The organism is Streptomyces sp. NPDC017936 (assembly GCF_044328485.1).
Classification (GTDB): Bacteria; Actinomycetota; Actinomycetes; order Streptomycetales; family Streptomycetaceae; genus Streptomyces.
This window is the reverse complement of the sequence record NZ_JBIRHK010000010.1, coordinates 222,247-243,798: the sequence shown is the minus strand read 5'-3', so window position 1 is coordinate 243,798 and position 21,552 is coordinate 222,247. Positions and strand designations below refer to the sequence as shown.

General features: G+C 75.5%; 21 protein-coding genes. 11 read left to right on the top strand and 10 right to left on the bottom strand.

Annotated features, from left to right (window positions below; translation table 11 throughout):
* From ACH4F6_RS22510 to ACH4F6_RS22500, 3 genes are all read right to left on the bottom strand, one after another.
* On the bottom strand, positions 1–1,020 hold the full coding sequence (locus ACH4F6_RS22510; protein ID WP_397962065.1) for an endonuclease/exonuclease/phosphatase family protein: 1,020 nt from the start codon (positions 1,018–1,020) through the stop codon (positions 1–3).
* A complete protein-coding gene (locus ACH4F6_RS22505) occupies positions 965–1,309 on the bottom strand; it encodes a hypothetical protein (RefSeq protein ID WP_397962064.1) in 345 nt (114 codons plus the stop codon). The genes ACH4F6_RS22510 and ACH4F6_RS22505 overlap by 56 nt, the downstream gene beginning before the upstream one ends.
* A gap of 80 nt (positions 1,310–1,389) precedes the next feature.
* Positions 1,390–2,175, bottom strand: a complete 786-nt coding sequence (locus ACH4F6_RS22500; RefSeq protein WP_397962063.1) for an alpha/beta fold hydrolase — start codon at positions 2,173–2,175, stop codon at positions 1,390–1,392.
* A gap of 113 nt (positions 2,176–2,288) precedes the next feature.
* On the opposite strand from ACH4F6_RS22500, the gene ACH4F6_RS22495 reads away from it, so the two are divergent.
* Positions 2,289–3,620 carry a PLP-dependent aminotransferase family protein gene (locus tag ACH4F6_RS22495; RefSeq protein WP_397962062.1) on the top strand — a complete coding sequence of 444 codons (1,332 nt, stop codon included), beginning with the start codon at positions 2,289–2,291 and terminating at the stop codon, positions 3,618–3,620.
* Between the two features lie 331 nt (positions 3,621–3,951).
* Here the strand turns inward: ACH4F6_RS22495 and ACH4F6_RS22490 are convergent, their stop codons facing one another.
* The gene (locus ACH4F6_RS22490; protein WP_397962061.1) at positions 3,952–4,422 is read right to left on the bottom strand and encodes a hypothetical protein; all 471 of its coding nucleotides are present in this window, start codon (positions 4,420–4,422) and stop codon (positions 3,952–3,954) included.
* Positions 4,423–4,538: 116 nt separating this feature from the next.
* Between ACH4F6_RS22490 and ACH4F6_RS22485 the strand changes: the two genes are divergently transcribed.
* Both ACH4F6_RS22485 and ACH4F6_RS22480 read left to right on the top strand, forming a co-directional pair.
* A complete protein-coding gene (locus tag ACH4F6_RS22485; protein ID WP_397962060.1) occupies positions 4,539–5,732 on the top strand; it encodes a PP2C family protein-serine/threonine phosphatase in 1,194 nt (397 codons plus the stop codon).
* A 62-nt stretch (positions 5,733–5,794) separates the two neighbouring features.
* The gene (locus ACH4F6_RS22480) at positions 5,795–7,081 is read left to right on the top strand and encodes a hypothetical protein (RefSeq protein ID WP_397962059.1); all 1,287 of its coding nucleotides are present in this window, start codon (positions 5,795–5,797) and stop codon (positions 7,079–7,081) included.
* A gap of 195 nt (positions 7,082–7,276) precedes the next feature.
* On the opposite strand, the gene ACH4F6_RS22475 is transcribed toward ACH4F6_RS22480, so the two are convergent.
* The gene (locus ACH4F6_RS22475; protein ID WP_397962058.1) at positions 7,277–7,492 is read right to left on the bottom strand and encodes a hypothetical protein; all 216 of its coding nucleotides are present in this window, start codon (positions 7,490–7,492) and stop codon (positions 7,277–7,279) included.
* A 159-nt stretch (positions 7,493–7,651) separates the two neighbouring features.
* Here ACH4F6_RS22475 and ACH4F6_RS22470 point away from each other — a divergent pair, with 159 nt between their 5' ends.
* From ACH4F6_RS22470 to ACH4F6_RS22455, 4 genes are all read left to right on the top strand, one after another.
* The gene (locus ACH4F6_RS22470) at positions 7,652–8,995 is read left to right on the top strand and encodes a tetratricopeptide repeat protein (RefSeq protein WP_397962057.1); all 1,344 of its coding nucleotides are present in this window, start codon (positions 7,652–7,654) and stop codon (positions 8,993–8,995) included.
* 362 nt (positions 8,996–9,357) lie between these two features.
* The gene (locus ACH4F6_RS22465; protein ID WP_397962056.1) at positions 9,358–10,386 is read left to right on the top strand and encodes a permease; all 1,029 of its coding nucleotides are present in this window, start codon (positions 9,358–9,360) and stop codon (positions 10,384–10,386) included.
* Positions 10,383–11,150 carry a TIGR03943 family putative permease subunit gene (locus ACH4F6_RS22460; protein ID WP_397962152.1) on the top strand — a complete coding sequence of 256 codons (768 nt, stop codon included), beginning with the start codon at positions 10,383–10,385 and terminating at the stop codon, positions 11,148–11,150. Before ACH4F6_RS22465 ends, ACH4F6_RS22460 begins: the two co-directional genes overlap by 4 nt.
* A 111-nt stretch (positions 11,151–11,261) precedes the next feature.
* Positions 11,262–11,987, top strand: coding sequence for a GAF and ANTAR domain-containing protein (locus ACH4F6_RS22455; protein WP_397962151.1), 726 nt, complete (start codon positions 11,262–11,264; stop codon positions 11,985–11,987).
* 509 nt (positions 11,988–12,496) lie between these two features.
* Here the strand turns inward: ACH4F6_RS22455 and ACH4F6_RS22450 are convergent.
* Positions 12,497–13,267, bottom strand: a complete 771-nt coding sequence (locus ACH4F6_RS22450; protein ID WP_397962055.1) for a hypothetical protein — start codon at positions 13,265–13,267, stop codon at positions 12,497–12,499.
* 404 nt (positions 13,268–13,671) lie between these two features.
* On the opposite strand from ACH4F6_RS22450, the gene thrS reads away from it, so the two are divergent.
* A complete protein-coding gene (thrS, locus tag ACH4F6_RS22445) occupies positions 13,672–14,892 on the top strand; it encodes a threonine--tRNA ligase (RefSeq protein WP_397962054.1) in 1,221 nt (406 codons plus the stop codon).
* Positions 14,893–15,293: 401 nt separating this feature from the next.
* On the opposite strand, the gene ACH4F6_RS22440 is transcribed toward thrS, so the two are convergent.
* Complete coding sequence (locus ACH4F6_RS22440; RefSeq protein WP_397962053.1) at positions 15,294–16,256, bottom strand: LAETG motif-containing sortase-dependent surface protein; 963 nt, start codon at positions 16,254–16,256, stop codon at positions 15,294–15,296.
* 270 nt (positions 16,257–16,526) lie between these two features.
* Between ACH4F6_RS22440 and ACH4F6_RS22435 the strand changes: the two genes are divergently transcribed.
* The gene (locus tag ACH4F6_RS22435; RefSeq protein ID WP_397962052.1) at positions 16,527–18,197 is read left to right on the top strand and encodes a glycoside hydrolase family 13 protein; all 1,671 of its coding nucleotides are present in this window, start codon (positions 16,527–16,529) and stop codon (positions 18,195–18,197) included.
* Positions 18,198–18,218: 21 nt separating this feature from the next.
* Here the strand turns inward: ACH4F6_RS22435 and ACH4F6_RS22430 are convergent, their stop codons facing one another.
* Positions 18,219–18,971 (bottom strand): DUF4142 domain-containing protein, encoded by a 753-nt coding sequence (locus ACH4F6_RS22430; RefSeq protein ID WP_397962150.1) that lies wholly within the window; start codon positions 18,969–18,971, stop codon positions 18,219–18,221.
* Between the two features lie 198 nt (positions 18,972–19,169).
* Between ACH4F6_RS22430 and ACH4F6_RS22425 the strand changes: the two genes are divergently transcribed.
* The gene (locus ACH4F6_RS22425) at positions 19,170–19,838 is read left to right on the top strand and encodes an O-methyltransferase (RefSeq protein ID WP_397962051.1); all 669 of its coding nucleotides are present in this window, start codon (positions 19,170–19,172) and stop codon (positions 19,836–19,838) included.
* Positions 19,839–19,852: 14 nt separating this feature from the next.
* On the top strand, positions 19,853–20,590 hold the full coding sequence (locus tag ACH4F6_RS22420; RefSeq protein ID WP_397962050.1) for an MOSC domain-containing protein: 738 nt from the start codon (positions 19,853–19,855) through the stop codon (positions 20,588–20,590).
* Here the strand turns inward: ACH4F6_RS22420 and ACH4F6_RS22415 are convergent.
* Positions 20,541–20,729, bottom strand: a complete 189-nt coding sequence (locus ACH4F6_RS22415; protein WP_397962049.1) for a DUF397 domain-containing protein — start codon at positions 20,727–20,729, stop codon at positions 20,541–20,543. The genes ACH4F6_RS22420 and ACH4F6_RS22415 overlap by 50 nt on opposite strands.
* 8 nt (positions 20,730–20,737) lie before the next feature.
* Positions 20,738–21,541, bottom strand: a complete 804-nt coding sequence (locus ACH4F6_RS22410; protein WP_397962048.1) for a helix-turn-helix domain-containing protein — start codon at positions 21,539–21,541, stop codon at positions 20,738–20,740.
* Positions 21,542–21,552 lie beyond the last annotated feature (11 nt).

Below are 21,552 nucleotides of genomic sequence, written 5' to 3'. Positions count from 1 at the left end.
CTACGACCGGTGCAGGGTGACGTCGACGAGCAGGGAGCGGTGGTCGGTGCCGGGGAGGTCGAGGAAGCGGGCGCGGCTCGCGGAGAACTCCTCGGAGACGAGGACGTGGTCGATCTGGACGCCGAAGGCGGGGGTCGTGCGGGTGGGCCAGCTCGGCTCGCGGGGTGATCCGGCGAGGCGGGCGGCGTCGTACAGCCCGGTGTCGAGGATGCGGCGGAAGGCCGCGTGGTCCTGGGAGGCGTTGAAGTCGCCGGCGAGGATCAGCGGCCCGTCGTCGCGGTGCCGGCCGGCGAAGTCCCGCAGCCGGCCCAGTTCCCGTTTCCACACGGCGACCTGGCGGGGCAGCGGCGGTTCGGGGTGCGCGAGCTGGAGCCGTACGGGGTGTCCGCCGACGTCGGCGACGGCACCGGGCATGCCCATGCGGCCGGGCACGCCGGCGGTGGGCGTCAGCGGGAAACGGCTGAGGACGACCGAGCCGACGGAGGTGCCCCCCGGCACGGCCCGGCGGTGCGGATAGCCGCCGCCGAGCTCCCGGGCGACCGCCGCCTGGCAGCCGTGCTCGCACTCCGCCACGAACACCAGGTCCGGCTTCTCCCGCCGTACGGCGGCGATCAGCTCGTCCGTCGCCCGCCCGAACTCGACGTTCGAGGCGAGCACCCGCAACCGGGCGACCGGCGCCCCCACGGGCTCGTTGTCCTTCCCGTACGGCTCGATGAACCAGGCGAGCAGGGCGAGCAGGGTGACGCCCCACACCAGCCCGGTCCACCAGCGCGAGAGCAGGGACAGCAGCAGCCCGAGGCCGGCCGGCACGAGCAGCCACGGCAGGAAGGCGAGGAGCTGCGGTACGGGGGTGAAGGCGTCGGTGTCGGCGGTCCGGCACCCCATGACCACGCTCACCCCGGCGAACAGCAGCCCCGCGCACCAGCCCCCGAGCAGCCGTCCCCGGCGCCGTCCCGCGGGCACGTCAGCGGAACTCCCGGACGACCTCGATGCGCCCGGTGATGTGCGCGTTGAACTCATCCAGCTCCTCCGCCGGCACCCAGAGCTCCAGGATGGTCTCTCCCCCGACCCGGCGCACCGGATACCGCTCCAGGAACGCGCTGTCGACCTCGAACCGGGTGACGTAGCCGACGCCGGACGCGGGCACGTTCCAGTCCCGGGCGATCCGGACCGCGTAGTCCTCGTCGAGGACCGGGTAGAAGATCGGCTGCTCGGGCAGGCGCGGCGGCCAGGCCGTCCACCCGGAGGCCTCCACCAGGGCCAGCTCCTCGGGGCCGGTGGGGCGCCACAGGGTCGTCGTGTCGCTCATGGACGGTGACGGTATCCGCGGCGGCGTCCCGCCCGCGAAGGCTTTACCCGCCGGTGGCGGCGGTTCCGTCCGTGACGGCTTCACGCGGCGCCGTCGACCCGCTCCAGGAACTTCCCCAGGGCCGCGTTGAACTCCTCGGGGCGCTCCAGGTTCGGCAGGTGGGCGGCGCCGTCGATCACGCACAGGCCGGAGTCCGGCAGCGCCGCGTGCATCGCCTCGGCGTCGGCGACCGGGGTGAACTCGTCGTCCGCGCCGACCACGACCAGGGCGGGGACGGCGACCCGGGTCAGCAGGCCCCGGTAGTCGGGGCGCTCGGCGCGGCCGAGGAGGGCCGCCGCGGCGCCCTCGGGGGAGGTGGCCGTCATCATGCGGTGCACGTGCGCCTTGACCCGGGGATCGGCGTAGGGGGCGACCATCTTCTCCAGCACCTCGTCGGCGTAGCCGCGCATGCCCTCCGCGAGCAGCCGGTCGGCCGTCTCGCGCCGGACCGCCTTGCCGGCGGCCGTCTCCGGCGTGGGGAAGGTGTCGGCGAGGACCAGGCCGCGGACGCGGTCGCCGAACCGGTCGTAGCACTCCATGGCGATCTGGCCGCCCATGGACAGTCCGGCCAGGACGAAGGCGTCCACCCCGAGGGCGTCGAGCAGTTCCCCGATGTCCTCCGCGAAGCGCGAGAGGGGGGTGACGCCCGGGCGGACGGGGGAGGCGCCGTAGCCGCGCAGGTCGGGGGCGATCACCCGGCGGGCCGGGGCGAACGCCTCGATCTGCGGGGCCCACATGGTGCGGTCGAAGGGGTGGCCGTGGACGAGGACCAAGGGAAGCAGAGGGGAATCCGCGCCTTTGTCCTCGTATGCGAGGAAGGGTGCCATGTGTCGACCCTAGGCGGGGCCAACTCCCCGGTGCAATAAGATCTTTGCCCTCGGTGCAATCCCCGCCGTTCCGTCCCGCCGTTCCGTCTCGTCGTTCCGTGAAGGGGGCCCCGATGGGCGACTACCGGCGCATCGCCGACCGCATCGCCGAGGACATCGCCGCCGGACGGCTCCGTCCCGGCCAGCAGCTGCCCCCGCAGCGTCGGTTCGCCCGCCGCCACCGGATCGCCGCCTCGACGGCGGGGCGGGTGTACGGCGAACTCGTGCGGCGCGGGCTGGTGGTCGGCGAGGTGGGGCGGGGGACCTTCGTGCGGGCCGCGCCGGACGTCGGACACGGGCGGGCGCTCGTCGAGACGGCGACGGCCGCCCCGGTCAACCTGGAGCTCAACTACCCTTCCGCGCCGGGACAGTCCGAGCTGCTCGCGCCCGCGCTGGCGCCGCTGCTGAGGCCGGACGTGCTGGGCGAGGTCATGCGGCCGGCCGCCGCGGGCGGCACCGCCGCCGCCCGCGCGGCCGCGGCCGGCCTGCTGGCCGTCCCCGGCTGGCGCCCGGACCCCGGACAGTTCCTCTTCACGGGCAACGCCCGCCAGGCCATCGCCGCCGCGCTCGCCTCCCTGGTCCGGCCGGGCGGCCGTCTCGGGGTGGAGGAGCTGACGTATCCGCTGGTCAAGGAGATCGCCGCCCGGCTGGGCATCGTGCTGGTGCCGCTCGCCGGTGACGGCGAGGGGCTGCGGCCGGATGCCCTGGCCGACGCGCACCGCGCCGCTCCCCTCTCCGCGCTCTACCTCCAGCCGGCCCTGCACAACCCGACCTCGCTGACCACGAGCGACCGGCGCCTCGCCGAACTGGGCCGGGTGGTGCGGGAGTCGGCCCTGCCCGTGGTCGAGGACCGCATCTGGTCCTTCCTGCGGCCGGACGCCACCCCGCTCGCCGCCCACGCCCCCGAGCGGGCGCACGTCGTCGACGGCCTGTCCAAGCGGGTCGCGCCGGGGCTGACGGCCGGCTTCCTCGTCGTACCGCCGCACCGGGTCGAGGCGGTGGCCGCGGTCGTGCGGTCCGGCGGGTGGAGCGCGGGGCGGTTCGCGCTGGAGGCGGCCGTGCGGTGGACCGGGGACGGGACCGTGGCCCGGCTGGTGGCCGCCAAGCGGGCGGACGCGGAACGCCGGCAGCGGCTGCTCGCGGCCCACCTCGACGGGTTCGCCGTACGGACCGGCCCGCGCGCCTATTTCGCCTGGTGGGAGCTGCCCGCGCCCTGGCGCGCGGACACCTTCGCCGCCGCGGCCGCCGCGCACGGCATCGCCGTCACCCCGGGCACCGCCTTCGCCGTCGACCCGCACCGCACCCCGGACGCGGTGCGGCTGGGGCTGGCGTCGGCGGGGGAGGAGGAGCTGGACCGGGCGCTCGGCGTCCTGGCGGCGATCGCACGGGAGGGGAGCGCCGGGTGAGGCGACCGGACACCGGAGGCGGAACCTCCGGTCAGGACGCCCTGTCGGGGACCGGGACCCCGCGGCCGGTGTCCGCCCTGGTCGGGGCGGTCACCGTGTCCTCCGGTGGAGGGTTCACCCGAACGGGTGTCTCATGGATCTGAGGACGAAGCGGCCGAACGCACCGCACGGCCCCGGGGTGCGAGGCCGCGTCGCTTCCGGAAGCCTCGTCGGGCGGGTGGAAGCGGTTCCGCCCGCGCGGTGAGTGGAGGGATGAGGGAAGTGGGCCCCGGCGGGAACCGCCGGGGCCCACGCACGCCCTGCGCGCCCCGCGCGCCTTCCGGGCACGCGGTCAGCCGATGCGGTGTCCTGCCGCGTCCTCGTGCGTGTAGTAGCGGTAGAACAGCACCGCGAAGAAACCGAACGCGGTGACCACGCCCATGCCGGCGGACCACACCACGCTCGCCCCGGTCTGGTTGACCAGGAAGCCCAGGGCGCAGCCGGCGAACACCGCCCACAACAGCGCGTGCAGCTCCCGCATCATCCCCGAGGCCAGCGCGCGCACGGCGACGTACAGCGCGAAGAACACGAGCGCGGTGACGAAGCCGAACAGGAGGTTCCAGCCGGTGACGGGTCCGCCGTGGCGCTGGTTGGCGGCCGCCCAGTAGCCGTAGACGAGCCCCAGGACGGCGGGCACCGCCCACTTCGCGATCCGGTGGGTGCGTTCGCCGAAGACGTCGGGCGTCGCCGCCGGAGGAAGCGCACGGGTGGTGGAAGGGGTGGAACGGGGCCGCATGCCCGGTGCGGGTGCCGCGTGAGCCATGGGAGCACTCCTCTCTCTCCTCGCCCCCGGCTTCCAGGGCACACCTGGGGAGGGCGCGGTGGCAAGTCGGACCGCGTCCGGGTGCGCCCGGGACCCGCCCGTGCTTCGCTGGCCTCATGAGGCGGGGCCGACGGCTGCCCGACGGATCCCCGCGCGCCCGTCGCGGGGACGTGCCACGGCACGAGCTGCTGCGGATCCGCGGGCACAGCGTGACCTGGCTGGTGCCGCTGCTGATGCTCGTGGTCATCGCGCTCGTCGACATGAACACCGCCGGCGAGCTGCGGATCGTCTCCTGGTGCGTGTTCGTCGTCGCCATCGCCGCCGCGCTGTGCGGGGTGTGGACGACGGCCCTCTTCGCGGTGCTGGCGATGGTCACGTACGTCCTGGTCGACGCCACCTGGCCGAGCGAGTACCGGGGCGGCACCGCGGACTTCGTCCTCGTCCTGGTCGGCGCGCTCCTCTCCGTCCTCGCGTGCTCCGTCCGGGTGCGCGGCGAGCGGCGGATGCGGCGCATGCGGCGCATCGCCGAGACCACGCGGCGCACCGTGCTGCGCCCGCTGCCGCCCGGCTGGGGCGGCCTGGAGCACGCGGCGGTGTACCTCGCCGCCGACGCCGACGCCCGCATGGGCGGCGACTTCTACGACATCCAGCCCGGCCCGCACGGCACCCGCGTCCTCCTCGGCGACGTGCAGGGCAAGGGGCTGGGCGCGGTGGAGGCGGCGGCCGCGCTGCTGGGCACGTTCCGCGAGGCCGCCTACCACGAGCCGGAGCTGGCGACCGTCGCCGGCCGGCTGGAGACCCGGATGCTGCTCCACCGCCGGCACCGCACCGAGCTCGGCCGCGACGACGGCGACCGCTTCGCCACGGCCGTCCTGATCGGCTTCCCGCGAGGGGACCGGGGCGCGGTCGACGTCGTCGGCTTCGGCCACGAGCCGCCGCTCGCGGTCGGCCCGGCGGGCGTACGGGTCCTGCCGCACGGCGGCGGCCTCCCCCTCGGCCTCGGCGACCTCATCCCCGGCGGCGCCCCGCCCGTCCGGCGCGCCGCCCTCGGTCCCGAGGAGACGCTGCTGCTGGTCACCGACGGGGTCACCGAGGCGCGCGACCGCTCCGGCGCCTTCTACCCGCTCGTCGAGGACCTCACCGAGGCCCTCGCCCGCGAGCCGGGCACCGCCGAGCCCGCCCGTCTCGTCGCCCACGTCCGCGACCGCACGCTGCTGCACTGCGGCGGCCGGCTCGCCGACGACACGACGGTCTTCGCGGTGCGGCGGGCGGCCGGCGAAGACCCCGTACGGGGACGTTTGCGGTCCTGAGGCACACCTTTGCAGCAGCAGCGGTTACGGTGCTGACGTACTGATCGACAGGGGGAGGGACGATGCCCGGAACCGTGCTGCTGCTCGCGGCCTCACCCGCGGGCAAGGGGTGCCTGGTGGACGCGGCCTCCGTGCTTCCCGTGCTGGCGGCGGTGCCGCCCGCCGTGCTGTCCGGTACCGACACCGCGAACGTCGTCGAGCTGGCCGATCCGCTGGAGCCGCAGGCCGTCCTCACCCGGCTGCGGGCCGCCGCGGCCGCGACCGGGCCGCTGACGGTGTTCGTCGCCGGCCAGCTCCAGCTGGACCGCCGCCAGCGGCTGCCCCACCTCGCGCTGGCCCGCACGACACCGGCGACCGTCCGGTACACGGCCTTTCCCTGGCAGTGGTTCCGGGAGGAGCTGCGACTGCGGCCGGCCGGCTCGACCACGCTGCTGGTCGATCTGCACGCGGACGCGGAGACGTGGGAGTGGCTGCGGGGGCGTGCGCTGGACTGCGGGCCCGGCGTCGCCGTGCACGGCCGGATCGCGCCGCCGGCCGGGCGGCGGAAGGTGGCCGCGCCGACGTACATGAAGGCCGTCGCGACCGTGTTGCGCAGCGGCGGGCGGCCGCCCGTGGAGCAGCTGCACCAGATGGCGCTGGCGCGGATCGCCGGGGACGGGGAGGTGGGGGACCTCGTGCTGTCGGGGGCCGGCGCGGGTCCCTTCGCCGGGTTCGCCGCCGGTGGCCCGGCCTCCGTGGGCGGTCCGGCTCCCGTCGGCGGGTTCGCCCCGGCCGGCGGGTTCGCCCCCGCCGCCCCTGTCCCCTCCCTCCCCGGGGACCTCCGCGCCCGGCCCCCCGTCCCGGCCCTGAACGGGACCGGTCCCCAGGCCGCCCCGCAGGGGGCACCGCCGGCCGGACCGGTCCCCCCCGCGCCGGCGACGCCGAGCGCGGACCCCCACGCCGCCATCACCACCGCCGTCCAGTCCGGGAAACACGCGGACGCCGACGCCCTCGCCGCCCGCTGGGAGCGGGCCGCCGCGGACGCGCACGGCACCGGGTCGGAGGAGGCGCTGCACTGGACCGAGGTGCGGGCCGATCTCGCGATGTTCGCGGGGGACGCGGAACGCAGTTGCCGTACCTGGATGGCGGTCGCCGACGCGCGGCTGGCCGCCGGACAGCCGGCCGACGCGCCCGCGGTCGAGGCGGCCGTGGACCGCGCGCACCACCAGTGGGGCCGCATAGCGGACGCCACCCGCGCCCGCGACCTCGGCCCCGCCCTGGCCGCCCTGCGCGCCCGCGTCCCGGGCCGCCGCGAGGGCGCCCTGGACCACGTGCACCGCCAGCTGCGCCAGTTGCAGACCCAGAGCTGACCGGTCCGACCGGTCCCCGGGGACGTGCGCGCAGGGGGACGCCTGCCGCGAAACGCACCAGCACGCTCGTTCGAGTGGACGGCTCCGGATTCCCTCCCCGGGCTCCCCGCCCACGCCGGGAGGGTCGCGTCGTGGGCCTCACCGTGCCGCTGCCCGCCCCGCTCGGGTTCGGCCTGGACACGGCGGAGTCCTGACCTACTCGTCCCGTGCCCGGTCCGGCGCCGAGGACGACGCCGGCGCGGGCTGCGTCGCGTGGGCCGGGACCGCGTTGGCCGCGGTGACCAGGGCGGCCACCGCGAGGACGGCCGCCGCGACGGCTCTGACCGCGGAGGCGCCCCCGCCGGAGCGCAGCCGGGCGTGGGGGAGGCGGGAGGGGCGTCCGTGGGGTGCGGTCGGGGCGCGTCCGGGCACGGCAACCTCACAACGTCGGCGACTGCGGCGGTCAAAAAGCGACTTCTGCCACGGCTGCTCGCGTCAACCGTGTATTAAGCATGATTAATTCGCCGTTTAACCTAGGGGCTGTGCGAGCCCGACGGCAAGGGTTCCAGGGGGAGTTGGGGGAGCGGGAGCGTGGGAGAGCGCGATGAACCGGACGTCATCGGGCGCCGCGTGCAGCGGCTGCGGGTCGAGCGGGGGATGACCCAGCGGCAGCTGGCCGAGCCCACCTACACCCCCGCCTACGTCTCGACCCTGGAGGCGGGCCGGGTGCGGCCCTCCGACGAGGCGCTCAAGCACATCGCCGGGCGGCTCGGCGTCGACTTCGAGGAGCTGGCCACCGGACGCTCGGCACGGCTCGTCACCGACCTGCGGCTCCGGCTCACCGAGGCCCGGCGCGCCCTCGCCACCGGGGAGGCCGAGGAAGCGGCCCGCCAGTACACCGGGCTGCTCGCGGAGGCCGAGGAGCACGGGTTCGCCGAGGAGCGGGCCACCGCCCTGCTCGGCCTCGGGGAGTGCGCCCTCGCCACCGGGGACCTGGAGCCGGGCCGGGAGTTCTTCGAACGGGCGGAGGGCTGTCTGGCGCACGCGCCGCTGCCGTCCCGGGTGCCCGCGCTGCGCGGCCGGGCCGTCGCCCACTACCTGGCCGGTGAACTCCGCTACGCCGTCTACCTGCTGGAGTCCACCCTCGACGAACTCAACCGCGGCGGACTGCACGACCCCGACGCGCTCCTGCTGCTCTACGCCTCCGTGATCGGCCCCTACATGGACATGGGCGCCCACGCCCGCGCCGCCCAGGCCGCCGAGTTCGCCCTCGCCCTCGCGCCCCAGGTCGGCGACCCCGCCCTCGTCGCGCGGATGCACCGCTCCGTCGCCCGCACCCTCCTGGCCGAGGGCCGCCTCGCCGAGGCCGACGCCTCCCTGGGCAAGGCCGCCGAGCTCTACCGCCAGCTCCAGCTGCGCACCGAACTCGCCAACTGCCACTGGATGCGCGGCTACGTCTACGCCCAGAACGGCCAACTGGAGCGCGCCGAGGACGAGTTGAAGCAGGCCCAGGCCATGCTCTCGGCCCAGCGCGCCGCCCTCTACAGCAGTCAGGTCGCCGTCGAGCTCGCCGACGTGCTGCACCGCAGGGGCAGGTCGGAGGAGGCCGCCGCACTGCTGCACGGCGTGCTCGGGGACCTCTCCCCCGAGCGCGGGGCCGTGCACGCGGCCGGCGCGCACCGCCTCCTCGGCATCATCGCCGAGGACGCCCGCGACACGGAGACCGCCGAGGAGCACTACGTCCGCGCCCTCAGCCTCCTGGAGCGGGCGGGGGCCGCCGGCGACCTCGCCGACCTGTGCCGGCTCCTCGGGGACCTGCTGCGGCGCACCGGCCGGGTGGAGGCCGCCCTGGACGCGTACCGGACGGGCCTCGGCCACCGCACGGCGCCGGGCACCACGACCCTGGGCCCGGCCCCGGCGCAGCCGCCGCTGTAGGGGGCGACGGCGGGCGCCTCGGGCGGGCCCGGGGCGTCGCCGGCCGGGCCGCGGGAGCGGCTGCCGGTCGTGGCGGGTCGTTCGCGCGGTTCCCCGCGCCCCCGTGCGGGCGCTCCGGGCGGCCGCCGCCGAGTGCCGGCCCGCTGCCCCGGCTGCGGCACGGCTCCCTGTCCGACCGGGGGCCGTGGGCGGTGCGGGCACGACCGACCGCGGGCCCGGCTGCGGCGCCGCCGCCGTCGGATGCCGGCCCCGCCCCGGCGGGCCCGGAGCGGCGGACGCGCGGTGGCGGCGGTCCCGCGGCCCTCACAGGTTCCTCCCCGCCGTTCCCGGGGTCGCGCACAGCCGCCGCCTCTAGCGTCCCCGTGACGACGAACTGGTGGGACGTGCGCGTGCGGGAACAACGGACTGTGGCCGACGGCCTCCGCCTCGCCGTGCGCGCGCTGGTGTACGCCGTCCTCGGGGGCACCGCGCTCCTCGCCGTCGCGACCGTCGTGTCCGTCCTCGGGCCGACCCTCGCGCTCGACCTCTCCACCCCGCCCGTGGCCGCCTGGTGGACGGTCTTCACGGCCGTCGCCGTCCAGGGCGTCCCGTTCCTCCTGCTCGGCACGGTCGTCTCGGCGGCGATCGGCGCGTTCGTGCCGGAGCGGGTGCTCAGGCGGCTGCTGCCGCGCCGGCAGGCCCTCGCCGTGCCGGTGGCCGGGGTGGCCGGGGCCGTGCTGCCCGGCTGCGAGTGCGCGTCCGTGCCGGTGGCCGGGAGCCTGATGCGGCGCGGGGTGGCGCCGGCGGCGGCCCTCGCCTTCCTGCTCTCGGCGCCCGCGATCAACCCGGTGGTGCTCGTCGCGACCTCGATCGCCTTCCCGGGCCGGCCGGAGACGGTCCTGGCCCGGCTCCTCGCCTCGCTCGGCACCGCCGTGGTCATGGGCTGGCTGTGGGCGAGGTTCGGGAAGGACGAGTGGATCCGCCCGCCGCGCCGGCCGGCCCCGCACGCCACCGGCGCCCGCGCCTTCCTCACCGGCCTCCAGCACGACTTCCTGCACGCCGGCGGCTTCCTCGTCCTGGGCGCGGCCGCCGCGGCGACCTTCGACGTCGTCGTCCCGCGCTCGGTGCTCGACGTGTTCACCGGCTCCGCCTGGGTGGCGGTACCGCTGCTGGCCCTGCTGGCGGTCGTGCTGTGCGTGTGCAGCGAGGCCGACGCCTTCGTCGCCGCCTCGCTGAGCGCCTTCCCGGCGACCGCGCGGCTGGCGTTCATGGTGGTCGGACCGATGGTCGACCTGAAGCTGATCGCCCTCCAGACGGGCACGTTCGGCCGCGCCTTCGCGGTCCGGTTCGCGTCGGCGACCTGGGTGGTGGCCGTGACGGCCAGCGCGCTCGTGGGGTGGTGGCTGCTGTGAGGCGGTACGGACCGGCGGTGCTGCTCCTGCTGACGGGCGGGGCCGTCCTGCGCATCACGCTCTTCAGCGAGCTGTACCTGCGGTACGTGCAGACGGGGCTCCGGCCGTACCTGATCGTCTCCGGTGCGGTGCTGGTGCTGCTGGGCGTGGTGACGGCGGTCCTGCGGACCCGCACACCGGACGAGGACGGGCCAGACGGGGAGGCGCACGGGCCCGACGGGGTCGGGCACGGGCACGACGGGGACGCGCACGGGCACGCCCACCACTCCCCCGGCCCCCGCCTCGCCTGGCTCCTCGCCCTGCCCGCCCTCGCCCTGCTCCTCTTCCCGCCGCCCGCCCTCGGCTCCTACAGCGCCGACCGGGAGGCCGCGCGGCGGGCCGCGCAGGGCGTGGGGACCTTCCCGGCGCTCCCGGCGGGCGACCCGGTGCCGCTCACCCTCTCGGAGTTCAGCTCACGGGCGATCTACGACAGCGGCCGTTCCCTGGCGGGCCGGACCGTCCGGCTGACCGGCTTCGTCACCCACGGCGACGACGGCGTCTGGTACGTCACCCGTCTCGCCGTCGCCTGCTGCGCCGCCGACGCCACCACCGGCAAGGCGGAGGTCCGTGGCGCGGACGCGCTGCCCGTCGACACCTGGGTCACGGTCACCGGCACCTGGCACCCGGAGGGCGCCCCGGGCTCCGACGAGGCCTGGCCGCCGGTCCTCGACGCGGTGACGGTCACCCGGGTGGAGCAGCCCGCGGATCCGTACGAGAAGGCGTAGGCGGGCGCGGGCCGGCGCGGGGGCAGGAGGGCCGGGGCCGCCGGTTTCCCCTGCGGGCGGGGGGTACCCGACCCGGGCAAGCGAAGGTCTGTGCGACGGGCGTGCGCGGAGGTGGTCGGCGTGCGCGAACAGGACCGGGAGCGGATCGCCGACGTGATCGCCCAGGAGGTCCGGGACGCCGAGCCGGGTGAGGTGCCGGAGCGGCTGTGCGCGGCGGCGGTGCGGCTGCTGCCGGTGAGCGGTGCGAGCGTGTCGCTGCGGGGCGAGGGGATGCCCGTACCGCTGAGCGCGAGCGGTGCGCGGGCCGCGTACCTGATGGAGGTGCAGGCCACCCTGGGGGACGGGCCCTGTCTGCGGGCCGCGGAGACCGGCGCGCCCGTCTTCGCCTCCGACCTGACGACCGGCCGGGACGCCTCGCTCTGGCCGGTGTACGCGCAACAGGCGGCGGCGGCCGGGGTGCGGGCGGTGTACGCGCTTCCGCTCGGCGACCGTTCGGTGTGCGTGGGCACCCTCGACCTCTACCGGGACGCCCCCGGCGAGCTGGCCGACGACGACATCAGCACCGCCCGCTTCGTCGCCGACGTGCTGACGGTGGCCCTGATGGCCCTCCCGCGCGGCGAGGAGGCCGGCCGGCTGGGCGACGGCCTCTGGCTCAGCCCCCTGGCCACCGACCACGACGAGGTCTACCAGGCCGTCGGCATGGTCATGGCCCAGTGCGGCGTCACCGCCGACGAGGCCCTGGCCCTCCTCCGCGCCCACGCCTTCGCGGAAGGCCGCACGGTCCTGCACTTGGCCCACGACGTCATCACCCACACCACCCGCTTCGACCCCGACTGACGAACACCCGCACCCCGGCTGGGCACAGCCCACCCCAGGCACCCCCGCCTAGCTGGGCGCAGGCCGTCGCAGGCGGCCCAGGGGCGCGGGGAACGGCGTGCCCAGCCACGCCCCACCCGCACTCGCCGTCCGGCAGGCACCCCTGCCCGGCTGGGCGCAGGCCGTCGCAGGCGCCCCAGGGGCGCGGGGAACGGCGCGCCCAGTCACACCCCACCCGCACTCGCCGTCCGGCAGGCACCCCTGCCCGGCTGGGCGCAGGCCGTCGCAGGCGGCCCAGGGGCGCGGGGAACGGCGCGTCCAGCCACACCGCATCCGCACGCGCCGTCCGGCAGGCACCCCGCCTAGCTGGGCGCAGGCCGTCGCAGGCGGCCCAGGGGCGCGGGGAACGGCGCGCCCAGCCACACCCCACCCGCACCCGCCCGCCGCGCGGACACCCCACCCCGGTGGGCACGCCCCGCCGCGGGCGGCCCAGCGCACAGGAACACGGCACAGCCCGCCGCAGGCACCCCTCACACCTGCGCCCGCCCCTGCCTCCGCACCTCCGTCAGCCGCCGTACCCCCAACTGCACCGCCACCTGCGTCGCCTCGTTCGGGACGTCGTCGAGGCTGCCGTTGGTGAGGGCGAACGTGTCCTGGCCGGTCCGGACGGCGGCCACGTCGACCCCCAGGGTGAGCGGATCGCCCTCGGCGCTCCAGTCGGTCAGCGTCACCCGCAGCCCCTGACGGGCGTCCCCCACCTCCGGCAGGGCCAGATCGGTGACCGTCACGTCCAGCACCGTGGCGTCGGGGGCCTCGGCCGTGAACCGCGCGCACTTCTGCGGCAGCGTCCGCAGCCAGGCGAGCGCCCGGTCGGCCTCGGCGGGGCGGCGGTCGGTGAGCTGGTAGCGCAGCTGGGCCCCGGCGTCCGGGTCGTCGAGGGCGACGACCGCGCGGGCGGTGCCGCCGAGCAGCTCGTCGGTGTAGAGGCCGTCGAGCAGCTTCTGGCACTCCGCGGTCGGGGTGGTGGCCTTGAGCAGGCCGTCCCGCCAGGTCGCGGCGCCGCGCGTCGGCGTCCAGGGCGCGCCCAGGTCGGTGGCGCTGATCAGGGCGTCGTGCGCCTGGGCTTCCGTGAGGGCGGAGGTGGTGGTCGGGGAGGCCGACCCGGACGGTGACTTCCGCACGGTGGGCAGCGCGGGCCGCGCGGTCGGCGGGTGTTCCAGGCCGAGGGTGGCGCAGGCACTGGAGGCGAGGAGCAGCCCGGTGACGCAGAGCGCGGCGGCGAGGAGGGTGCGGCGGGTCATCGTAGGTGCCTCCCGGGGTGGGCGGTGTCCGGCGCGGACCGCGGACTGCCTCCTCTCACGGCACCATCGCGGCGGGGCCCCGACCAGCGTGGTGGGCCGTCCGGGTGATGTGGCGTGTCGGCACGGCCGGGCGCCCGCCGGAAGCCCCCGCACCCGCCCCGACCAGCGCGGACCGGTACCGTACGCGGCTCCACCGGCCGTCCCCGGCGGACCCGTCCGCCGGAAAACCGGTCGCCGTCCTCCCGCCGCCCCGGCTACGGTCTGCCCATGCAGCGCGCCCACGTGTCCCCCACGACGACGCCGGAGAGTGTCCCGGCGCGCTGACCACTGGATGTCCGAAGCCCCGGGGCGAGTGCCCCGGGGCTTCGTCGTGGGTGCTCGTCCGTGTCCCTGGAGGAGCAGCCATGCACGACCACCGCCGACTCGGCCGTGAACTCGGCCTGTTCGACACCGATCCGCTGATGGGCGCGGGCCTGCCGTACTGGCTGCCCGACGGCGCCGTCGTCCGCCACGCCCTGGAGGAGTACGTCCGGGAGGCGGAGCGGGCCGCCGGCTACCGGCACGTGTACTCGCCGGTCCTCGGCAAGCGCGACCTGTACGAGCTCTCGGGCCACTGGGACCACTACCGCGACGACATGTTCCCGCCCATGGAGCTGGGCGCGGAGCAGGTCGTCCTGCGCCCCAGCCTCTGCCCCCACCACGCCCTGATCTACCGCTCCCGCTCCCGCAGCCACCGCGAACTGCCGTTGCGCATGGCCGAGGTGGGCGGCATGTACCGCTCGGAGCTGTCGGGCGTGCTCGGCGGCCTGACCCGCGTCCGGGCCATCACCCTCAACGACGCGCACGTCTTCTGCACCCTGGAGCAGGTGGTGGAGGAGGCCCGCGCCGCCCTCGCCCTGATCGCCCGCGCCTACGCCGACCTCGGCATCCGCGCCTCCCGCCACCGCCTCTCGCTCCCCGGCGAGGGCGGCAAGTACGTCGCCGACCCGCGGCTGTGGCGCCGGGCGACCGCGCTGCTGCGGGAGGTCCTGGACGGCTCGGGCGTCGCCTACGAGGAGGCCGAGGGCGAGGCCGCCTTCTACGGCCCGAAGATCGACGTGCAGATCACCGATCCCGCGGGCCGCGAGGCGACCCTGTCCACCGTGCAGATCGACTTCCACCAGCCCGAGCGCTTCGGTCTGCGCTACGTCGGCGCCGACGGCGCGAAACACCGGCCCGTCATGGTCCACCGCAGTGTCATCGGCAGTGTCGAGCGGGCCGTCGCCCACCTCCTGGAGGAGCACGGCGGCGCCTTCCCGGTGTGGCTCGCGCCGGTGCAGCTGGTGGTGCTGCCGGTGGCGGGGGCGCAGGAGGAGCGGGCGCACGAGGTCGTGCGGCAGGCGGTGGCGCGGGGGCTGCGGGCGGAGGTGCGCGGTCCGGGGGAGGGCACCCTCGGCGCCCGGATCCGGGCGGCGCGCCTCGTGCCGTACCAGGCGGTGATCGGGGAGCGGGAGGCCGACGGCGGCCTGCTGGCCGTACGGCTGCGGGACGGGCGGCGGCCGGGGGCGGTGCCGGCGGACGAGGTGCTGCACCGGATCGCCGGCCGGGTCGCGGACCGCGGCGCCGGACTGTGGACCGCCGCGTAGGGCGCTCGCGGACGGAGGGGAGCCGGGGAGGGGTGGGGGGACCGAGCCCCCCGCGCCGCCGCCGTCGGCCCGGGTGGGCGGGCGGCCGCCGGGGCCTGATCGGGTCAGGGCCCGGCGGCCTTTGCCGCCCGCGGCGAACGACGCCGGCCGGTTTCCCACGGCCCGGCCGGCGCCGCGTCACAGGCCGACCGCGAGGTCGGCGGCGCCCCGCAGGGATGCGGGGCCGTGCCGGTGGGCGGCTCCACCGCGTGGGCGCGAGCGGCCATGACGGACCGTCAGGCGATCGGCGGCCCGTCACCGCCCTCCGCGCGGAACGCGTGCGCGTTCGCCCGGCGGCCCACTCGGCTGGTCGCCCGGCGACCCGCTCGGCGGATCTCTCGGCGGGTCGTCCAGCGGATCGTTCAGCGCGTCGCCCTGCGGCGTCGCGTCGCGACGACGATGGCCGCGCCGCCCGCGAGGAGGGCCGCCGCGCCGGCCGCGATCAGGCCGGTGTTGCCGTCGGCGCCGGTCTCCGCGAGGTCGCCGCCACCGCCGTCGGGGGTGGGCGCCGCCGCGGGGGTGGACTCCGAGGCGCCGGGCGCCGGGGCGGAGGCGGACGGGGACCCGGAGGGGGTCTGCGACGGAGTGTCCGACGGCGTGTCCGAGGGGGTCTCGGACGGCGTCTCGGAGGCCGGCGCCGACGGGGACCCGGGGGCGCTCGGCGGCTGCGAGGACGGCGGAGCGGACGGGGGCTGCTCGACGGCCGTGCAGTCCTTGGTGCCGCCGTTCCAGGCGGCGATCAGCTTGTCCTTGATGACCGTGCGGTCCGGTCCCTCGGGCAGCTGGCCGTGCTCGAAGCCGTCCTCGGCGTCGAGCAGGCCGTCGAACTTCACCGCGCCCCGGTAGAGGTCGACCTGCGCGTAGCAGCCGGCGTCGGGCACGGCGATGTCGAGGGTGTCGGTCCGTCCCGGCTTCACCGTCACGGTGTCGAAGTCGACGAAGACCTGCTCGCCGGAGGTCTTGAAGTCCGGTCCGTGGGCCAGGTAGGAGGCCAGGGAAGCGGTGCAGGTGGTGGCGTCGCCGGCGGCCCGGACCGTGAGGTGGACCTTGCCGTCGCCGGTCGGCCTCAGGTTCTGGTCGTCGACCTTCACCGAGTCGAAGAAGTGCGTGCCGTCGAGCGAGAACTGGCAGCGGTCGGTCCCCGTCTCGGTGCCCGCGCCGGTCCCCGGCTGGTACTGGCCGCCGGACTTCCAGCCGTCGCCGCCGGGCGTCCCGGTGGAGGCCCAGGCGCCGGAGGCGGCGGCGACGGACGCGGTGCACAGGGCGAGTGAGGCGGCGCCCGTCCCCAGCAGGCGGCGCACGGAAACACGTCTCGCTATGGACATGCGGATCCCATCTTGGCGAGTGACCGTCACGGGCGGCGCGGGCCGGTCGGCGGCGGGCCGGGGCGACGGGTCGGTCCGGAAGAAACACTGGGCTCATCGGTCACATGCGCCACAGCGTGGGCACATCGTGGAGCGACCGGCGGACGGCTGTCAACCTGGGCCTGTGGAAGGGGAGTTCGCACGTCCGTCACACATCCCCCACGTGGGGAATGATCGGATCCGGATGGTGCGGACGTTGGCTTTCCCGGCAAAGTGGACAGGCTTTCCTGCGTGACCGACCACGAGACCGCTCTCCCGGCCGACCTGTCCTCCCGCAACCCCGACTGGTGGCGCCAGGCCGTCGTCTACCAGGTGTACCCGCGCAGCTTCGCCGACGCGGACGGCGACGGGCTCGGCGACCTCAGGGGCGTCGCCGAACGGCTGCCGCACCTCGCCGCCCTCGGCGTCGACGCGCTCTGGCTGAGCCCGTTCTACCCCTCCGAGCTGGCCGACGGCGGCTACGACGTCATCGACCACCGGGACGTCGACCCGCGCCTGGGCACGCTGGACGACTTCGACGCGCTGGCCGCCGAGGCCCACCGCCTCGGCCTGAAGGTGATCGTCGACCTCGTCCCCAACCACACCTCCGACCGCCACGTGTGGTTCCAGGAGGCCCTCGCCGCCGGCCCCGGCTCGCCCGCCCGCGACCGCTACGTCTTCCGCGACGGACGCGGCGCGCACGGCGAACTCCCGCCCACCGACTGGCAGTCCGTGTTCGGCGGCAGCGCCTGGCAGCGCGTCGCGGACGGCCAGTGGTACCTCCACCTGTTCGCCCGCGAGCAGCCCGACCTGAACTGGGGCCACGAGGAGGTCCGCGAGGACTTCCGCACCACCCTGCGCTTCTGGTCCGACCGCGGGGTCGACGGCTTCCGGGTCGACGTGGCCCACGCCCTCGCCAAGGACCTGGACGAACCGCTGCGCGACCTGGGCGCTCCCGGGTCGATCGGCGAGGAGACGCTGGCGTCGTTCCCCCCGGGCACCCACCCCTACTACGACCGCGACGAGGTGCACGCGATCTACCGCGACTGGCGCCGCGTCCTCGACGGTTACGCACCGCCCCGCACGGCGGTCGCCGAGGCCTGGGTGCCGGGCGCCCGCCGCGCCCTGTACGCCCGCCCCGACGAACTGAACCAGGCCTTCAACTTCGAGTACCTCCAGGCGCCGTGGGACGCGGAGGCGATCCGCGCGGTCATCGCGCACTCCCTGGCCACCGCCCGCGCCGTCGGCGCCTCCGCGACCTGGGTGCTCTCCAACCACGACGTCGTCCGCCACGCCTCCCGCCTGTCGCTGCCGCCCGGCACCGACGAGAACGCCTGGCTGCTGTCCGGCGGCCACGCCCCGCCCGTCGACGAGGAGGCCGGCCTGCGCCGCGCCCGCGCGGCGACCCTGCTGATGCTGGCGCTGCCGGGGTCGTCGTACGTCTACCAGGGCGAGGAGCTCGGGCTGCCCGAGGTCGCCGACCTGCCGTTCGAGGTCCTCCAGGACCCCCTGTGGGAGCAGACGGGACGGGTCCGCAAGGGCCGCGACGGCTGCCGGGTGCCGCTGCCGTGGACGACGACGGGCCCGTCGTACGGCTTCGGCGCGGGCGGCGCGTGGCTGCCGCAGCCGGAGTCCTTCGCGCGGTACGCCGTCGAGGCGCAGGACGGTGCGGACGGCTCCACCCTGGAGCTCTACCGCACGGCCCTGCGCCTGCGCCGCAAGCTGCTGGAGGGCGAGGAACTGCGGTGGGCGGACGGCACCCCGCCCGGTGTCCTGGCCTTCGCCCGCTCCGACGGCTGGCGGTGCGTGGCGAACCTGTCGGAGCGCCCGGTGCCGTTGCCGCCCGGGGAGGTGCTGCTGAGCAGCGTGCCCCTGGACGGCGACGGACGGCTCGGGCCGGACACGACGGTCTGGCTGGCGTGACACGGAAGCCGGGCGGAACGCCTAGCCGGCCGTGGGGGTGGGGGCCGGGGCGACCCCGCCCACCACGGACGCGGCGTCGATGTCCACCGGGACGGCCGTGGCGGTGGGCGGCGGCGTGAGCACGACCATGGGCTGGCCGGCGGCCGGGGGCGGCGGGGTCAGGTCCGCGTCGGGCAGCTTCGGCGGGGTGGTCTGCTGGAAGAGCGTCTGGTCGAAGTCGACCATCCCCGTCTTCTCCATCACCGTGATGTGGTCGAGGACGGTGTCGTTGGCCTGGTCGGCCAGGGCGCGGATCAGGCTGTTCTTGGTGGTGGAACGGACCTTCGCGATGGTGTTGAAGATGGAACCGTGCGTCATGCGCAGGATGTTGGCGAAGTCGTAGTCGAAGTCCTTGCCCGTCTTCGCGTTGATCTGGTTGACGAAGCCCACCTGCTGCGGGCTGGCCACGTTGGGCAGGGTGATGTTCAGCATCGGCGCGATCTTGCGGCAGGTGGTGTCCAGGGCCGCGTGGCCGTCGATCAGGTGCTCGCTGGCGGTCTTGACCGCCGGGCTCGATCCCTTCTGCAGCCCGATCACGCCGAGCGGGTACTCCCACAGCCCGGCGGCGCGGACCTTGACCACGAAGTCCCGGTCGCCCTCCGTCAGCGGACCCCACTGGGTGTTGGCGATGATCCGGTCGTTCGATGTGGAGACCGTCTGGAGCCCCAGCATCGACGGATAGGCCAGAGCCACCAGAGTCAAGCTCAGGGCGCCGCCCACGAAGGCGGTTCCCATCACGTTCCGCGACAAGCGCACCGTTCCTCCTGCCCGGTAGGGGATGACCGCCTGGGCTCGTGCTCGGCGGGGTCGGACGCACAGGAGTACGGACGCGGAGCCGCGGGAATTCACCGGTTTCCGTAAAAACTTGCTCGACGTGTCGGCGGGGGCGCAGTAAGTTCCCACAGGGAACTCTGTCGGGGGAGAGGAGAGCCGGTGCCGAAGGACACCTGGACGGCTGTCGACGCGTACTTCAACGGTCTGCTGGTCGAGGAGGACGAGGCCCTGAGGGCCGCCGGGAGGGGAAGTGAGGCGGCCGGCCTGCCACCGCACCAGGTGGCGCCCAACCAGGGCAAGCTGCTCCACCTCATCGCCCGCCTCCGGGGCGCCCGCACGATCCTGGAGATCGGCACCCTCGGCGGCTACAGCACCCTGTGGCTCGCGCGGGCCCTGCCGGAGGGCGGCCGGCTGGTGACGCTGGAGGCGGACCCGCGGCACGCGGAGGTGGCGGCGGCGAACATCGCCCGGGCGGGCCTGGAGCACGTGGTCGACCTGCGGGTGGGCAAGGCCCTGGACACGCTGCCGGAACTGGCGGACGGCCCGGCCGCCCCCTTCGACCTGGTCTTCATCGACGCCGACAAGCCCTCCAACCCGGACTACCTGGACTGGGCCCTGCGCCTGACCCGCCCCGGCAGCGTCATCGTCGGTGACAACGTCGTCCGCGACGGCGCGGTCACGGACGCCGGCAGCGAGGACCCGCGCGTGCGGGGCGTCCGCCGCTTCACCGAACTCGTCGCCGCCCACCCGAGGCTGACGGCGACGGCGGTGCAGACGGTGGGCGAGAAGGGCTACGACGGCTTCGTGCTCGCGCTGGTCACGGACTGAGGAGGGTGCCGCACATGTCGGCGAGGATCACGGACATCACGTACTACCCAGTGAAGGGCTGCGCGGGCGTCACCGTCACGGAAGCGGAGGTGCTGCCGACCGGCCTGCGGGACGACCGCGCCTACGCGATCGTCGACGAGAAGGGCGACACCCGCTGGCAGGGGGGCGACCCGACGCTGGCCCTGATCGCTCCCGAACCCGTCGACGGGGGACTGCTGCTGCGCGCACCCGGCATGGAGACGCTCCGCGTGCCGCCGGACGGCGGCGGGACGGCGGACGCCTGGCTGACCGAGTTCCTCGGCAGCCCCAGCCGCCTGGTCCGCCCGCCCGACGGCAACGGCGCCCGCCTGCACGTCGTCTCCCGCGCCACCCTCGACCTGCTGAACGCCAAGCTGGTGGAGCGCGGCGAGCAGCCGCTTCCCATGGACCGCTTCCGCCCCAACGTGGTGATCGGCGGCTGGCCGGACCCGCACACCGAGGACACCGCCGGCCGGCTCGCCCTCGGCGGCACCGAGCTCACCTTCACCGAGCGCACGATCCGCTGCGCCGTCACCATGGTCGACCAGAGCACGGGCACCCGCTCCGGCCCCGAACCCCTGCGCACCCTCGCCGACTACCGACGGGAGCCGGAGGGCGTCGCCCTCGGCGCGTACTACACGGTGGTGCGGGCGGGGAGGGTGGCCGTGGGGGACCCGGCCTCGCTCACAGGGTCCCCCGACGCACCGCGTCGAGAAGGTGCGCCAGGGGCGTAGGGGCGGTCGTGATGACGGTGGCGGGGGCGTCGGACTCGCGGAGGTGGAGGGTGGTGGGGGTGGAGGCGAGTTCGAGGCAGTCGTTGCCGTCGCCCTCGCCGGAGAAGGACGACTTCTGCCAGTTGCGGGGGGTGGTCATGGGGGTCCTCACAGCTCCTTGGCCAGCCTGTGGATGAAGTCACGCGACTGCTCCGGTTCGAGTGACACAGCTTGCACTTTACGGAAGCGCGTTCGATAGGCCTTGAGCTGAGCTTCGGAATCGACGAGGACTGTGCCGCTGGGCGCGTCAAGGACTACCGTGTCGAGTTTGGGCAGGGGGCCGCCCACGTACGTCATGGTGCTCGAGGCCCTGGAGAAGCCGTCCAGGTCGAAAGGGACGACGCGCAGGGTGATGTGGTCCGCTTCGGAAAGCTCGACCAGACGACCGAGTTGAGCTTGCGAATCGGCTCGGTCGCCCACCCTCATGCGTAGGGCGGCCTCGTGGATCACCACCTCGTACGGGATGGTGGACTGCTGCCGTGACATGCGGTGGCGTACGCGCAAGTCCACTTCCTCGGAGGGGAGTTCAGGAACCCGGGAGGAGAAGACGGCTCGGGCGTAGCGTTCCGTTTGGAGCAGGCCCGGCACGAAGAGGATGGCCACGCCCAGCCGGAAGGAGGCGTGGTGGTCCAGCTCCGCCAGGTCCAGGAACGACGTCGGCAGCAGCCCCCGGTACTCCTCCCACCAGCCGCGCGTCCGTTCGGTGGCCATCGCGACCAGCGCGTCGACGAACTCGCCGTCCGTACAGGCGTAGTGGGAGGCGAGGCGGCGAAGCCGTCGCTCGCTCACGCCCGCCAGTCCTGACTCGATGTGCGTGATCTGGGCGGGGCTCACTCCGAGAAGGGCTGCCGCCTGGCGGGAGGTGAGGTCCGCCGCCTCGCGGAGTCTGCGCAGTTCCGTCGCAAGACGCATCTGGCGTGCCG